The organism is Streptomyces sp. NPDC001027 (assembly GCF_040299045.1).
Classification (GTDB): domain Bacteria; phylum Actinomycetota; class Actinomycetes; order Streptomycetales; family Streptomycetaceae; genus Streptomyces.
Genome location: NZ_JBEPBI010000212.1, coordinates 1 through 13,542 on the forward strand (window position 1 = coordinate 1; position 13,542 = coordinate 13,542).

The 13,542-nt window shown below is 71.8% G+C and carries 12 protein-coding genes and 1 pseudogene; 8 read left to right on the forward strand and 5 right to left on the reverse strand.

Features of this window, described 5'->3' with window-relative positions:
* Positions 1-233: 233 nt before the first annotated feature.
* Genes ABT300_RS34335 through ABT300_RS34345 form a run of 3 tightly spaced genes read left to right on the forward strand, consistent with a single transcriptional unit; the run spans position 234 to position 5,073 of the window.
* Positions 234-1,607 carry an ATP-grasp domain-containing protein gene (locus ABT300_RS34335; protein WP_351684239.1) on the forward strand — a complete coding sequence of 458 codons (1,374 nt, stop codon included), beginning with the start codon at positions 234-236 and terminating at the stop codon, positions 1,605-1,607.
* A complete protein-coding gene (locus ABT300_RS34340; RefSeq protein ID WP_351684242.1) occupies positions 1,604-3,619 on the forward strand; it encodes a PEP/pyruvate-binding domain-containing protein in 2,016 nt (671 codons plus the stop codon). The genes ABT300_RS34335 and ABT300_RS34340 overlap by 4 nt, the downstream gene beginning before the upstream one ends.
* Positions 3,616-5,073: an MFS transporter gene (locus ABT300_RS34345; protein WP_351684245.1), complete on the forward strand. Its 1,458-nt coding sequence runs from the start codon at positions 3,616-3,618 to the stop codon at positions 5,071-5,073. Before ABT300_RS34340 ends, ABT300_RS34345 begins: the two co-directional genes overlap by 4 nt.
* A 21-nt stretch (positions 5,074-5,094) precedes the next feature.
* Here the strand turns inward: ABT300_RS34345 and ABT300_RS34350 are convergent, their stop codons facing one another.
* Entirely contained in the window at positions 5,095-5,733 is a 639-nt protein-coding gene (locus tag ABT300_RS34350) for a hypothetical protein (protein ID WP_351684248.1), read from the reverse strand.
* Between the two features lie 239 nt (positions 5,734-5,972).
* Between ABT300_RS34350 and ABT300_RS34355 the strand changes: the two genes are divergently transcribed.
* Together ABT300_RS34355 and ABT300_RS34360 are read left to right on the forward strand one after the other, a co-directional pair.
* On the forward strand, positions 5,973-6,176 hold the full coding sequence (locus ABT300_RS34355) for a hypothetical protein (RefSeq protein WP_351684250.1): 204 nt from the start codon (positions 5,973-5,975) through the stop codon (positions 6,174-6,176).
* A complete protein-coding gene (locus ABT300_RS34360) occupies positions 6,173-6,535 on the forward strand; it encodes a DUF1036 domain-containing protein (protein WP_351684253.1) in 363 nt (120 codons plus the stop codon). Before ABT300_RS34355 ends, ABT300_RS34360 begins: the two co-directional genes overlap by 4 nt.
* On the opposite strand, the gene ABT300_RS34365 is transcribed toward ABT300_RS34360, so the two are convergent.
* Positions 6,508-7,356, reverse strand: a complete 849-nt coding sequence (locus tag ABT300_RS34365; RefSeq protein ID WP_351684256.1) for a hypothetical protein — start codon at positions 7,354-7,356, stop codon at positions 6,508-6,510. The two genes, ABT300_RS34360 and ABT300_RS34365, sit on opposite strands and share 28 nt — an antisense overlap.
* 332 nt (positions 7,357-7,688) lie before the next feature.
* Here ABT300_RS34365 and ABT300_RS34370 point away from each other — a divergent pair, with 332 nt between their 5' ends.
* Positions 7,689-9,512 (forward strand): thiamine pyrophosphate-requiring protein, encoded by a 1,824-nt coding sequence (locus ABT300_RS34370; protein ID WP_351684259.1) that lies wholly within the window; start codon positions 7,689-7,691, stop codon positions 9,510-9,512.
* A gap of 4 nt (positions 9,513-9,516) precedes the next feature.
* A pseudogene (locus tag ABT300_RS34375) lies at positions 9,517-10,233 on the forward strand (SDR family oxidoreductase); the annotation flags it as partial.
* A gap of 94 nt (positions 10,234-10,327) precedes the next feature.
* Here ABT300_RS34375 and ABT300_RS34380 read toward each other — a convergent pair.
* Positions 10,328-11,284 (reverse strand): IS481 family transposase, encoded by a 957-nt coding sequence (locus ABT300_RS34380; RefSeq protein WP_351684262.1) that lies wholly within the window; start codon positions 11,282-11,284, stop codon positions 10,328-10,330.
* A 264-nt stretch (positions 11,285-11,548) separates the two neighbouring features.
* Between ABT300_RS34380 and ABT300_RS34385 the strand changes: the two genes are divergently transcribed.
* Positions 11,549-12,112, forward strand: coding sequence for a hemerythrin domain-containing protein (locus ABT300_RS34385; RefSeq protein ID WP_351684265.1), 564 nt, complete (start codon positions 11,549-11,551; stop codon positions 12,110-12,112).
* A 144-nt stretch (positions 12,113-12,256) separates the two neighbouring features.
* Here ABT300_RS34385 and fdhD read toward each other — a convergent pair whose 3' ends face one another.
* Positions 12,257-13,108, reverse strand: a complete 852-nt coding sequence (gene fdhD / locus ABT300_RS34390) for a formate dehydrogenase accessory sulfurtransferase FdhD (RefSeq protein WP_351684268.1) — start codon at positions 13,106-13,108, stop codon at positions 12,257-12,259.
* Between the two features lie 51 nt (positions 13,109-13,159).
* The coding region (locus tag ABT300_RS34395; RefSeq protein ID WP_351684271.1) for an L-serine ammonia-lyase, iron-sulfur-dependent, subunit alpha at positions 13,160-13,542 on the reverse strand (383 nt) is incomplete at its 5' end.

The following is a 13,542-nucleotide window of genomic DNA, read 5'->3' on the forward strand; positions in this document are numbered from 1 at the left end:
CGGGGGGGCGGGGGGCCCTCCCGCGGGGGCCCCCCCCGGCCTCCCCCCCCCCCCCCGGGCCCCCCGGGGGCCGGCCGGGGCGATATGGACGGTTACAGCCTGGTCCCCTGGAGTGCGGGGCGGACGCGCCGGACGGGCCGGACGTCGTTCCCCGCACGCGATCCCCGGGCCCGTCGTCGCACCGAAGGCACCGAGGACGGTCCTTCCCGACCAGGTGAATGGAGACGAGTTCTGTGAGCACGGTGCTGTTGGTGCATGCCAAGGGTGGTCCGCCGCTCGGCCATGTCCTGTCCCGGACGGCTGCGAGGGCTGACGTGCACCTGCTGGCGCTCAGCGCTCTTCCCCCCGCCGTGGGGGACTCCGCCGCCAGTCTGTGCGCCTCGGTCACTACGCCGGGCGACGCCGATCGCCGCGATCTGGTCGCCCTGATCGTCTCGCGAGCCCAGGAGGTGGGCGCGGACGCCGTGCTCACCTTCTCCGAGTACGCGGTCGTGGCCGTCGCCGAGACCTGCGAGAAGCTCGGCCTGCCGGGCGCGGGCGCCGCCGCGGCACTCGCGCGCGACAAACGGCTGATGCGCAGCACCTGGCAGCGCAGCGGCCTTCCGCAGCCCGCGTTCCGGCCCGTCGCCACGGAGGCGGATCTGCAGGCGGCGGTGAACTCCCTCTCCTGTCCCCTGCTGCTCAAGGCGGCCTGGAGCGCGGGATCCACCGCCCACCAGATCATCGCCTCCCCTGTCGAGGCGTCCGCCGCCTGGGCCCGCTCGCGCCAGGTCATGGCGGAGTCCGCCCGGTTGGGATACGCGGAGCTGCATGTCGCGGAGGCGGACGCCGACTTCGTGGTCGAGGAGATCGTCAGCGGCAAGGCGGCGGACTGGTTCGCCGAGCCCGGCTGGGGCGACTACCTCAGCGTCGAGGGCGTCGTGGCGGACGGCGTCTTCCACCCCGTCTGTCTCAGCGGACGCATGCCTACCGTCGAGCCCTTCACCGAGCGCGCCGGCATCACCCCCGCCCTGCTCTCGCCGGACGCGCAGGACCGCGTCGTGGACCTGGCGCGCCGCGCCGTCGACGCGCTGGGCCTGCGCGACTGCGGGACGCACACGGAGATCAAGCTCGGCCCCGACGGCCGCATGTGGCTCATCGAGACCGCCGCCCGGTTCGGCGGCGCGATGACGGTGCCGCAGATCGAGGAGGTCTTCCGACTCGACCTGGTGGGCATGCTCGTCGACCACCTGCTGGGACGCCCGGTCGCCTGGCCCGAGCAGGCCCTGACACCGGCGCAGGCCCGGGGCGCGGCGGGTTCCCTCGTCGTCCTCGCGGTCGACGGCAGCGGCGAGGCCTGGCAGGACCGCAGGGTCTGGGACTTCCCCGTGGTCGCTTCGGACGTCCCGCTGAGCCCGGACAGCGAGCTGTCGGTGGTGGCGGAGAGCTCCCTGCCCGACGGCGGTGTCGTGCCGGTGTACGACCCCGCCGCGGGCGCCAACACCATGGCGGCCCTGTGCCTGCTCTCCGCCGCCGACCCGCGGACGGTGCTGCGGGACTTCGAGACCCTGGTGGACGCCATGCCCAGGGTGCTGCCCGTCGCGAAGTCCGAGGAGGTCACCGCGTGAGCACCCGCCTGTCCACCGGCGCCGCCGAGCCCGTCACGGACCGTACGGTCGTCGGGGAGAACCTGTCCCTGCCGCTCTTCCGGACGCTGTCGGGAGTGCTGGCCGGTCACCCCTACCTCAAGGTCGTCGTCGACCGCGCGGAGAACACCTGGCATCTGCTCGACACCGGCGCGCACCCCTTCCACGTCGACTACGTCGCCACCCGCGTGCTGGGGATGGACCTGGCCGCGCTCGACGCGGAGCTGGACGCCTTCAACGCCTCCGTCTACACCGATCCCGAGCGCCGGTTCCTGCTCGGCGTGCTGTCCCTGCAGTCCCTGCCCGCCGAGCAGGAACAGGGCGGAGAGCGGCCCTTCCTCGTCCTGGAGACGACCGAGGCCGACACCATGCACGGTGAACTGCTCGCATTCTTCTACGAGTTCGTGCGGGCTCGGGTCGACAGCAGGCTGCCGCTGCTGCTCAAGCCCGCCAACCACCGGCAGGAGGAGGAGCTGTCGGCGATCAGCGAACGGCGCGTGCCCCGCATCCTGAGCCACGAGCTGTTCGGCTCCCGGGAGCGCACACCGTTGAACCCCGGCGAGGCCACCGGGCGGCTGCGGTTCTTCCGGACGGCCGAGGAGTACACGGCGGCGGAGGCCGGCCTGGGCTGGGCGGACATCGTGGCCATGCCCTGCCTGCCGGACGACGTGCCGCGCGTCGCCGGCTTCATCAACACGGCGCCGATCACCCCGCTCTCGCACACCAACGTCCTCGCCTCCGGATGGGGCATCCCCAACGCGATCGTCCGGGACCTGGAGCAACTCGTCGACGAGGGCGGCCTCGAGGACGCCTGGGTGCGCTACCGGGTCGACGAGGACGACATCTCCCTGCAGCGGCTCGACCACGAACCCGACCTGCGGGCGCCGGCCTGGCACCAGCAGCGCATACGCCTCGAACCGCCCCTGCTCGAGGACGCCCCCGTGCTGTCCCTGCACCGGCTGCGCAGCGCCGACCGCGGCCGCTACGGCACGAAGGCGGCCAACCTCGGCGAGCTGCACCACGTTCTCGACAGCCGCACGGTGGACCTGACCTCCTTCTACGGACGGCCCCGTCCGCCGCGCGAGGACCTCTACGGCCATCTCGCCGCCCGCCTCGGCCTCACCGCCTTCACTGAGGATCGACTCCGCGCCAGGGCAGCCGAGTTCGTCGCCGAAGCGGTCGGCGCCCCGGAGGGCGTCGCGCTTCCCTTCGCGCTGCAGCAACGCTTCCTCGCCTCCTCCCCCGCGCTCCAGCAGGGCATCGGCAAACTGAAGATGGCGCTCGAACTCGACGCCACCGACGTCCTGGACTCGCTGTGCCTGCACCTGCAGCACCTGATCCGGCACACCCCCGTCCCCGAGTCCGTCACCTGCCGGATAGACCAGGCCTTCCCGGCCGCGACGGCCTCGCGGGGCCGGCTGGTAGTGCGCTCCTCCTCCAACGCCGAGGACCTCCCCGGGTTCTCCGCGGCAGGCGTCTACGACTCCGTCACCACCGTCCACGGCACGGGTGAACTCCTCGACGCCCTGCGCCAGGTGTGGGCCTCCCTCGTGTCGCCCCGCAGTGTGCGGCTGCGCCACCAGGTCGGCATTCCCCTCGACGACACCTACATGGGTGTGATCGTCCAGGAGTACGTGCCCGCCTCCCTGGGCGGCGTCCTCGTGACCTGCAACCCCACCCGCCGGGAGGACTTCCGCAACGTCTACCTCAACTGTTCGCCGGGCTCTCCCGAGCAGGTGGTCGACGGGACGGTGCTGCCGCAGCAGTACCTGTACAACACCGTGGAGGGCGGCGGCCGTACCGTCGCGCTGGGTTCGTGGGAACGGGGGCTGTCCGCCGCCGTCCGCGACCGGCTCGCCGACCTGTCCCTGACCGGGCGCCTGCTGCAGTCGCACTTCAGCAGGGCCGACGTGGACCAGCCTCTTGACATCGAGTGGCTGATGACCGAGCGGGGCGATTTCCGGCTGGTCCAGATCCGCCCCTACGCGCTGTGAGGGCGCGTACGGACGGGCCGCGCCGCCCCGGCGCCGCGGCGGCCACGGGCCTGACCGACACCGCCCGCCGGATCATCCGGCTCAACTACGGCTTCCAGCTGCTGTTCAACCTGCTGTGGTGGATGCCGGTGTTCTACGCCTACCAGCGGGCGGCGGGTCTCTCGGACGCACAGATCTTCGGCATTCAGAGCATCTACTACGTGGCCTTCTGCCTGCTGGAGATCCCGACGGGGCTGATCGCCGACCGGATCGGCGCCCGCAACTGCCTGCGGGCCGGCGCGGTGGTCATGACCGCCGCGAACCTGGCGCCGGTGGTCAGCGCCTCCTATACCGGGTTCCTCGTTCACTTCCTGGCCATCGCCGCCGGCCGGTCGCTCACATCGGGCGCGGCGAGCGCCTACCTGTACGACGGGCTGCGGGCGGAGCGGTGCGACGAGCACTACCTGCGGGCGGAGGGCGCCGCGCGGGCACTGGGGCTGGCGGCGAAGGTGGTGTGCTGGCCGCTGGTCGGGCCGCTGATGGCCCTCGCGCACCCGGCCCCGTACGTGCTCAGCGCCGCGAGCGCGGCGGGTTCCCTCGTCTGCGCCGCGCTGCTGCCCCGCCTCGGCGGAGCCGAAGCCGGAGCGACGTCCGAAGCGGACGAGGGCAGGGACGGCGGCGGGCGGCGGGGCGGCGCTTTCCTGCGGGACGCGGGGACCGCACTGCGCTGCGTCGCCTCATCGCCGTGGCTGGCCCTGGTGATGGTGCAGGGCGTGGCGGTCTTCACGCTGTCGCGCATCTGCCAGGTCAACCTCTTCCAGCCGATCCTGCTGGACCACGGCATCGGCGAGGCCTCGCACGGCGGGGTGCTGGCCGCGATGACCGTGGCGGAGGCCGTGGCGTCCGCGCGGCCCCGATGGCTCAGCCGCAGACTGCCGCCGGTCGCCTGGGTGTCCGTCCTCAGCCTTGCGCTGGCGGTCACCCTGGCGGTCATGACTCTCGGCGGCCCGTGGACCGTCGTCGTGCTGCTCTGTCTCTTCGCTGCCGCCACCGGGTTCGCGTTCCCGGTCCAGCGCAAACTGGTCAACGACGCGGTCCCCGCGCACGCGCCGCGGGCCACTCTGCTGTCGGTCGAGAGCATCGTGGACCGCGCGGTGTGCGCCCTGGCCGCGGTCGCCGCGGGCGCGTACCTGTCCGCCGGGCATCTGGACGCCCTGCTGTGGCACAGCGCGCTGGCCACGGCGGTGCTGCTGGGGGGCTTCCAACTGCTGCTGCGCAGCGGGGTGGTCGCCCGTGCGGGCCGTGACGGCAAGGGAGCGTCGCCGCCGCAGACGGGCGGCGGCGCGGGAGCCGGTGACCCTGCGTCGCCGGCAGCCGTCGACGAGGCTCTTGACGGAGCGGACGCAGGGGACGCAGCCGGTTGCGCGGAGGCACTCGAACGGGACCGGGCCCCGCGGAGACCGCGAACGAGGTGACGCCCTGACGACCGACCGCGATCAGGCGTGCCGACGGCCGAGGAGTTCGATCAGTCCCGCCGGCAGGAACGCGGGCCGGTGCGGCTGACCGACCTGGTACGAGACGAAGCCCAGCGAGGAGGCCACGGCCGCCTCCTGGGCCGTCTCCGCCTGGTAGACGACCCGGCAGCCGGCCGAGTCCTCCTTGGCGCGCTGCCACAGGACCGGGGACGGCTTGCGTTCGGCTTCGGTGCGCGGCGTGCGGATCCGGTCGCCGAAGTCCGCCCAGGCGAAGGCCGCCCGACCCCGCCACGTCGTGTCGACCTCCGTCCGGAGCCGGGCGGCGCGCTCGGCGTCGGTCGTGCCCCAGGAGGGCGGCACATTGGTGATCAGGCCGACCCTGACGTGGCGTTCCCGCAGGATCCTCAGATACGAGGCCGCCCCGGGCAGGTAGGCGGTGCTGCCGTCGGCGGCGGTGTGCACCAGGGTTTCCCCCAGGTCGAAGTACACGACGGGACAAGCCCGTCCGCCGTGCGCGGCCGCGGTGGCAGCCGCGCCCTGGCCCTTCGCGGCCTGCGCGGGGGCGGCCGCGGTCGCCGGCATGCAGAGCACCGTCGAGACGAGGGCCGCGCCCAGTGCGACGCCCCAACGGGTCGAAGCGCTGTAGGCGGATCCGTTCATGTGCACCATCACCCCTCCAATGTCATAGACATGACACGTTAACGCTCCCGTGGCCGGATCTCCCCTGATCGTTCGCCCGGATGCGGCGAGGATGCGTCGAACCTAGTTTGGACAGGAGGGAGATTCAGTCACGACTCTGATGGAGCGGCGAGCCCGGCGGGCGATCGGGTCCTGGTGAAACGGCACCGACCGGCGACACGCCCGACCCGAGGCAGCCTCGACCGAGGAGGGTGTCGCGTATGGCGGAGAGGTTGTCGCGGGCCTGGACGGCGGACGAAGCCGCCGCACACCGGCGATCACGCGGTCCGGACCGCCCCGGCAAGGCGGTCCCGACGGATCGGACCACGGAGGTCTCCAGCGGTGAGGACCACCGGCCCGGGGTGGAGGGCGACTACGCGGGCGACGACGCCCGCGGTGACGACCCCACGCCGCAGGAGGGATGACCGTGGGACTCTACTTCCAGAACAGCACGTCCAAGACCGTCTGGTTCGCCTACGCCTATGCGGACGGCGACTGCGCGTCGAAGGGCGACCCGTGGTCGAAGACCGGATGGTTCATGGTCACTCCGCACACGGATCTGAAGGTGCGTTCGGGCCCGGTGAACGGGGCGAAGTACTTCTTCTTCGCGGAGAACCAGGACAGAACTCTGAGCTGGGGCGGCGATTTCACCACCGGGCTTCCGGACCAGGCATTCGACTGGTGCTGGACCACGAGCAGCAGCGACTCCCGACTGCTCGGCATGAAGAAAATCCTCGTGCCGGCGACCTCGATCAATCACACGATCAACGTCGTCGGGCCCTGACGGGCCGGCCGCGGCAGCCCTGGGAAGTCCTTGCCCTTGATCTTGGCGCGGCGGCCGTCCGGGTGGTGGAAGACGATGCCCTCGGCCAGGGCGCCGGGAGCGAAGCAGCTCTCCAGTTCGGCGAGGAAGTCGCGCAGGCCGGCATAGTCGCGCGGTACGGCCTGGTACACCGGCGCTTCCAGATTGAACGGCACGCACCGGTGATCGTCCAACCGCAGGGGGTTTCCCTGGATGCGGGGGCCGAGCGCCTCACAGGAGTGCTCTCCGTCCGGCCATGACGTGACATCGGTGTTGCGGGCGGCGGCGAGGACCCACTTGTCCTCCGCGGCCCCCTCGTCGGTGTCGACGTACCAACCGTCCTTGATCCCCTGCGCCTTCTGCAGCTTGCTCGGGTTGCGCCGCTTCTCCACCCGCACCAGACGGCCGGCCCGGACGGTGAGGCGGACGTTGGTTCCGTCGAGCTTCTCCGTCGGAGTCCCCTCCCCGTCGAACACCCATGCACAGTCGGGCCGTGGCCGGTCCACGACGCGGAAGTCGCCGTCCCGCTCGAACAGTGTGGGGATCTTCTCCATGACCTGCATGCCCTTCCAGACGTGGCCGATCAGTTCCTCGTGGGTGATGGCGCCGGACGCCAGGCCGCCCGCCAGTGCGCGGACCAGGTCCGCGACGGAGACCTCGGCCTCGACGGCAACGCGCTTGAGCGCCTTCTTCTCCTCGGGCGAGAGCCAGGCGACCAGTCGGGACCAGCCTTCGGGCGGTGTCCATCGCGCGAGCTGCTCCGGATTCTTACGGGGCCGACCGCGTCCTCTGCGCTCCTCCATGTCAGGACCCTAGGCCGGAATTTGATGAAGTGTCAATTGGCATAACAGAAAATAGGGCACCGCTCCCGGCGCCCGATCACGCTCGTCCGGCAGCCCGCGCCCCCTGCCGGCCCCGCACATCGCCTGTCCGGGATCCCGGCCTCGGACCCCGGCGTCCGGGAAGGCGCCTTTGCCCACCGCACGGGTGGGTACTCGGCAGCCGCGGCGGCACAGGGAGCTCCCGGCCGGCCGCCGTCATCGCTGTCCGCCGGCGCGGCGGCGGACAGCGCCGCCCTGCGAACGCTTCGCCGCTCCCAGTCATCCCTCGCACGCACCCCGAAAGGTCCCGGAACATGTCCATGAAGGTCTCCGACCACATCCTCGAGCGTCTGCGCGAGTGGGGGGTGGAGCACGTCTTCGCCTACCCGGGCGACGGCATCAACGGTCTGCTCGCGGCCTGGGGGCGGGCCGACGACCACCCGCGCTTCGTCCAGGCCCGCCACGAGGAGATGGCCGCCTTCGAAGCCGTCGGCTACGCCAAGTTCTCCGGCAGGGTCGGCGTGTGCGCGGCCACCTCGGGGCCCGGCGCGATCCACCTGCTGAACGGGCTGTACGACGCGAAGCTGGACCACGTGCCCGTCGTCGCGATCGTGGGACAGACCGACCGCAGCGCCATGGGCGGCTCCTACCAGCAGGAGGTCGACCTGCTCAGCCTGTACAAGGACGTCGCCTCCGACTTCTGCGAGATGGTCACCGTCCCCGAGCAGCTGCCCAACGTGCTGGACCGGGCCATGCGCACCGCCCGGGCACGCCGGTCGGTGACGGCCGTGATCGTCCCGGCGGACGTGCAGGAGCTGGACTACTCGCCGCCCGCCCACGCCTTCAAGATGGTGCCCTCCAGCATGGGCATGTCGCAGTACGCGCCCGTGCCCGCCGACGCCGATCTCGCGCGGGCCGCCGAGGTCCTGAACGCCGGCGAGAAGGTCGCGATCCTGGTCGGGCAGGGCGCGCGCGGAGCCCGCCAGGAAGTGATGGCCGTCGCCGACCGACTCGGCGCGGGCGTGGCCAAGGCGCTGCTGGGCAAGGACGCCCTCGACGACGACCTGCCCTACGTCACCGGCTCCATCGGCCTGCTCGGCACTCGGCCGTCGTACGAGCTGATGACGGAGTGCGACACCCTGCTGGTCATCGGCTCGTCCTTCCCCTACTCCCAGTTCCTGCCGGAGTTCGGGCAGGCGCGGGCCGTGCAGATCGACATCGACCCGCACATGGTGGGTCTGCGCTACCCGTTCGAGGTCAACCTCGTCGGCGACGCCCGCGAGACGCTGACGCGACTGCTCCCGCTGCTCGACGCGGCGAAGAACGCCAAGTGGCGCGAGAAGGTGGAGAAGGGCGCCGCACGCTGGCAGGAGGTCATGCAGCGGCGCGCCGCCGTCGACGCCGACCCGGTCAACCCCGAGTACGTCGTCCATGCGCTGGACGACCTGCTGCCGGAGAACGTGATCCTGTCCGCCGACTCCGGCTCGGCCGCCGACTGGTACGCCCGGCATCTGCGGCTGCGCGGCGCGATGCGCGGCTCGCTGTCCGGCACCCTCGCCACCATGGGGCCCGGCGTGCCCTACGCGATCGGCGCGAAGTTCGCGCACGGCGACCGTCCGGCCATCGCCCTCGTGGGCGACGGCGCGATGCAGATGAACGGCCTGGCAGAGCTGATCACGATCGCCAAGTACTACCGGGAATGGGAGGACCCCAGGCTCGTCGTGGCGGTGCTGAACAACCGGGACCTCAACCAGGTCACCTGGGAGATGCGCGCCATGCAGGGCGCACCGCAGTTCGAGGCGTCGCAGTCGATCCCCGACGTCGCCTACGCGGACGTGGCCAGGCTGTTCGGCCTGGAGGGCATCCGGGTCGAGAAGCCGGGCGACGTGGTGGGCGCCTGGCAGGCGGCGCTGGCCGCCGACCGACCCTGCGTGCTGGACTTCGTGACCGATCCGGCCGTGCCGCCCATCCCGCCGCACGCCACCCTCGACCAGATCGAGGCCGCGGCGCTGTCCGTCCTCAAGGGCGACAGCGACCGCGACGGCATGGTCCGCCAGGGCTTCAAGGCCAAGGTGCAGGAGTTCCTGCCCGGTCACCGGGGCCGCGCGGACCGGCCGGGCGCTCAGGACGGCACATGAGGGCACCGCCGAGGAGTACGACCGGGTGACCCAGGTGACCTGTCTCGGCTTCGTCAACGGCACCCGCAGCGCGCTGAAGCGGATGCTGCCCCGCGACCACGGGACCGTGGTGCAGGTGGGCTCCACACTCGGGGAGCGGGCCATCCCGTTGCAGTCCGCCTACTGCGGGGCCAAGCACGCCGTCAACGGCTTCACCTCGTCGCTGCGCACCGAACTGCTGCACCATGGGAGCAAGGTGCACGTCACGGTCGCGCAGATGCCCGCCGTCAACACCCCGCAGTTCTCCTGGGTGCGCACCCGTCTGCACCGGCACCCGCAACCCGTGCCGCCCTTCTACCAGCCGGAGGTGGCCGCCCGGGGCGTGCTGCACGCCGCCGACCATCCCCGCCGCAAGCAGTACTACGTCGGTGCGACCACGGTGGCGACGATCCTGGCCAACCGGCCGGCCCCCGCGGTGCTCGACCGCTACCTGGCCCGCACCGGCTTCGACTCACAACAGAGCCGGGCGCGGCCGCCGAGCGACAGGAGCAACCTCTTCGAGCCCGTCGACCGGCAGGAAGGCGACGACCACGGTGCGCACGGCGTCTTCGACCGAACGGCGCACAACCGGTCCTTCGCCTCGGCCCTCTCCCGTCATCCCGCCGCCGTCGCCTCGGCCCTGACGGCCGGCGTCGCCGTCGCGGCGAAGGCCCTGTCCGCCAGGCGCGGCCGCACCTCGTGACCTTCGCCCCGGCGGACGGAGAGCCGATCGAGCCGATCAGGAGCGCTCAGGACGAGACAAGTGACCCCCGTAGGCGGCCGCTGCGCCGGACGCCCTAGTTGTATTGACCCGGAGCGTTGTTCACACGGCTGACGGGTGGTTTGCCTTCGAGTGCGGTGTGGCAGCGGTGGTGGTTGTAGGTGTGCAGGAAGTCTGCCAGGGCCGCGGTGCGGTCGGTGTTGCTGGTGTAGGGGCGGACGTAGGCCCATTCGTCGAGCAGGGTGCGGTTGAAGCGTTCGACCTTGCCGTTGGTCTGCGGCCGGTAGGCGCGGGTGAGCTTGCCGGCCGCGCCGAGGTCGGCCAGGGCCTGCTGCCAGGCGGAGCTCTTGCGGTAGGACCAGGCGTTGTCGGTCAGGACCCGCTCGACGCGGTCGATGCCGCAGGTGGTGAAGAAGGCTGCGGCCCGGCGCAGGAAGGCTGCGCAGGTGGCGGCCTTCTCGTCCAGGTGGATCTCGCTGTAGGCGAGGCGGGTGTGGTCGTCGACGGCGGAGTGGACGTAGTCGAAGCCGACGTTGCTTCGCCGGGTCCGGCCTGCCTGTCGGCCCAGGACTTTGTGGCCGCCGCCGTCGGGGATCCGGCCGAGTTTCTTGACGTCGACGTGGATGAGTTCGCCGGGCCGGTCGCGTTCGTAGCGGCGGATGACCTGGCCGGTGGGTCGGTCCAGGAAGGCGAGTCGGTTCAGGCCGTGGCGGGTGAGGATGCGGTGCACGGTCGAGGCGGGCAGGCCCAGGACCGGGCCGAGGCGGGCGGGGCCGAGCTTGCGCGCCTGTCGCAGCCGGCACACCTCGGCCTCGATCGCTGCCGCCGTGCGGTGGGGTGTCGTACGGGGACGGCTGGAGCGGTCGTGCAGCCCGTGTTCGCCCTCGGCCCGCCAGCGGCGGATCCACTTGTGGGCGGTGGCGCGGGAGATGCCCATTTCGGCCGCGACATGCGCGACCGGGCGGCCATCGCGGACACGCTCGACGAGCAGTCGCCTGCCGTGAACGGTCAGCCGGGCATTACGGTGAGACACGAAGACCTCCGTGCGGTGCGTTCCTAGACAGCTCCACCACATCGGAGGTCTTCGCCATGTTCAAGACCCGCCAGTGTCAACAACGCTCGTGATCAATACACCTAGTGGCGGGCCTCAACCCGTCCGCCGCCGGAGTGAAGTGTCCGACCGGCGTGAGGTCGCCCCTGCCCGCGTGGCAGGTATCGGTGCTGGGCGGCCGAGTCGGCGAAGGGCCGGACGCAGCCGGCGCGCGGCGGCCCCGAAGCGTCCAGGAACGGAGAAGGCATGGGACACGGCGGCAACGTCATCCAGGAACTGACCGCGGACCACAGGGAGGTGGACGAGCTTTTCGCGCAGATCGAAGCGCTGCCCGAAGGCGACCCGCAGCGACGCGAACTGGCGGACCGGCTCACCATGGAGCTGATCCGGCACTCCGTCGCGGAGGAGGAGTACCTGTACCCGACGGTGCGCCGGTACGTCGACGGGGGAGACGACCTCGCCGACAAGGAGCTCGCCGACCACGCCGAGGTCGAGCGCATGCTCAAGGAGCTCGAAGGGCTCCGGCCCGGGGACGGGCGTTTCGACTCGCTGCTCATGGGGCTGAAGGACTCCGTCACGGCTCATGTCCGCGACGAGGAGAACCAGCTCTTCCCGATGCTGGCCGACGTCTGCTCCGCAGACGCGCTGGAGAAACTCGGCGAGAAGGTGCGCTCGGCCAAGCGGCACGCTCCCACGCGCCCGCACCCGGCGGCGCCGGACACCCCGCCCGCGAACAAGCTCCTCGCGCCCGGCGCCGGCATGGTCGACCGCCTGCGTGACATGCTCACCGGGCGCGGAAAGCAGAAGTGACCGACGCCGCCCGGCGGCGAGCGTCAGGCACTCCGGATCAACGTGGGAGGCGTCCGTGCGCAACCCGGCCTCCGGCGCCGTCGCCCTGCGCACCGGAGTGACCGACTCCGCCGGGAACCGCTCGACCGAGACCGTGTACCGGGCCTACGCCATCGGCTGAGGCCGCGCCCGCAGATCAAGGCGGTGCTCGCCCGCGTACACGTTCATGGAACCGCCGCGGAGGAAGCCGACGAGGGTGAGTCCGGTCTCCGCGGCCAGGTCCACGGCGAGCGAGGAGGGCGCGGAGACGGAGGCGAGCACGGGGATGCCCGCCATGACGGCCTTCTGGGCCAGTTCGAAGGACGCCCGTCCGGAGACCAGCAGGACGGTGCGGGACAGCGGGAGCGCACCGGACCGCAACGCGCGGCCGACCACCTTGTCGACGGCGTTGTGTCTGCCGACGTCCTCGCGCAGGTCCAGCAGGTCGCCCTCGGGCGAGAACAGTCCGGCCGCGTGGAGTCCGCCGGTCCGGTCGAACACCTGTTGTGCGGCGCGCAGCCGGTCGGGCAGGAGGGCCAGCAGGCCGGGGGCGACCCGGACCGGGGGTGCGTCGGCGATGGGCCAGTGCGCCGTGGTCCGTACGGCGTCGAGGCTCGCCTTCCCGCACAGGCCGCACGACGAGGTGGTGTACACGTTGCGCTCCAGGGTGATGTCGGGGAGCGGCACACCGGGCGCGAGGCGGACGTCGACGACGTTGTAGGTGTTCCGGCCGTCCTCGGTGGCGCCCGCGCAGTACACGATGTTCGCCACGTCCGCGGCCCGGCTCACGACGCCCTCGCTCACCAGGAATCCGGCGGCGAGGGCGAAGTCGTCGCCGGGGGTGCGCATGGTGACGGCCAGGGGCCTGCCGCCGAGGCGGATCTCCATCGGCTCCTCGGCGACCAGCGTGTCGGGGCGGGTGTTCGACGCCCCGTCCCTGATCCGCAGCACGCGCCGTCGTTCGGTGACCCGGCCCATGGCCTCACTCCCCCTTCTGTCGTCGCCGCCCGGGCCGGTGCTCTTCGGCGCTCAGCACTCGATGACGTTGACGGCCAGGCCGCCGCGGGCGGTCTCCTTGTACTTGACCTTCATGTCGGCGCCGGTCTCCTTCATGGTCTTGATGACCTTGTCGAGGGAGACGTGGTGGCGGCCGTCGCCGCGCAGAGCCATCCGGGCGGCGGTGACGGCCTTCACCGCCGCCATGCCGTTGCGTTCGATGCAGGGGATCTGGACGAGGCCGCCGACGGGGTCGCAGGTGAGGCCGAGGTTGTGTTCCATGCCGATCTCAGCGGCGTTCTCGACCTGTTCGGGGCTGCCGCCCATGACCTCGGCGAGGCCGCCCGCAGCCATGGAGCAGGCGGATCCGACCTCGCCCTGGCAGCCGACCTCGGCCCCGGAGATGGAGGCGTTCT

What these genes read in the sequence shown, in the direction of transcription:
- ABT300_RS34360 (WP_351684253.1), top strand. Translation starts at nt 6,173, where the DNA reads ATGACCGTGGGACTCTACTTCCAGAACAGCACGTCCAAGACCGTCTGG.
- ABT300_RS34350 (WP_351684248.1), bottom strand. Translation starts at nt 5,733, where the DNA reads ATGAACGGATCCGCCTACAGCGCTTCGACCCGTTGGGGCGTCGCACTG.
- ABT300_RS34365 (WP_351684256.1), bottom strand. Translation starts at nt 7,356, where the DNA reads ATGGAGGAGCGCAGAGGACGCGGTCGGCCCCGTAAGAATCCGGAGCAG.
- ABT300_RS34355 (WP_351684250.1), top strand. Translation starts at nt 5,973, where the DNA reads ATGGCGGAGAGGTTGTCGCGGGCCTGGACGGCGGACGAAGCCGCCGCA.
- fdhD (WP_351684268.1), bottom strand. Translation starts at nt 13,108, where the DNA reads ATGGGCCGGGTCACCGAACGACGGCGCGTGCTGCGGATCAGGGACGGG.
- ABT300_RS34385 (WP_351684265.1), top strand. Translation starts at nt 11,549, where the DNA reads ATGGGACACGGCGGCAACGTCATCCAGGAACTGACCGCGGACCACAGG.
- ABT300_RS34370 (WP_351684259.1), top strand. Translation starts at nt 7,689, where the DNA reads ATGTCCATGAAGGTCTCCGACCACATCCTCGAGCGTCTGCGCGAGTGG.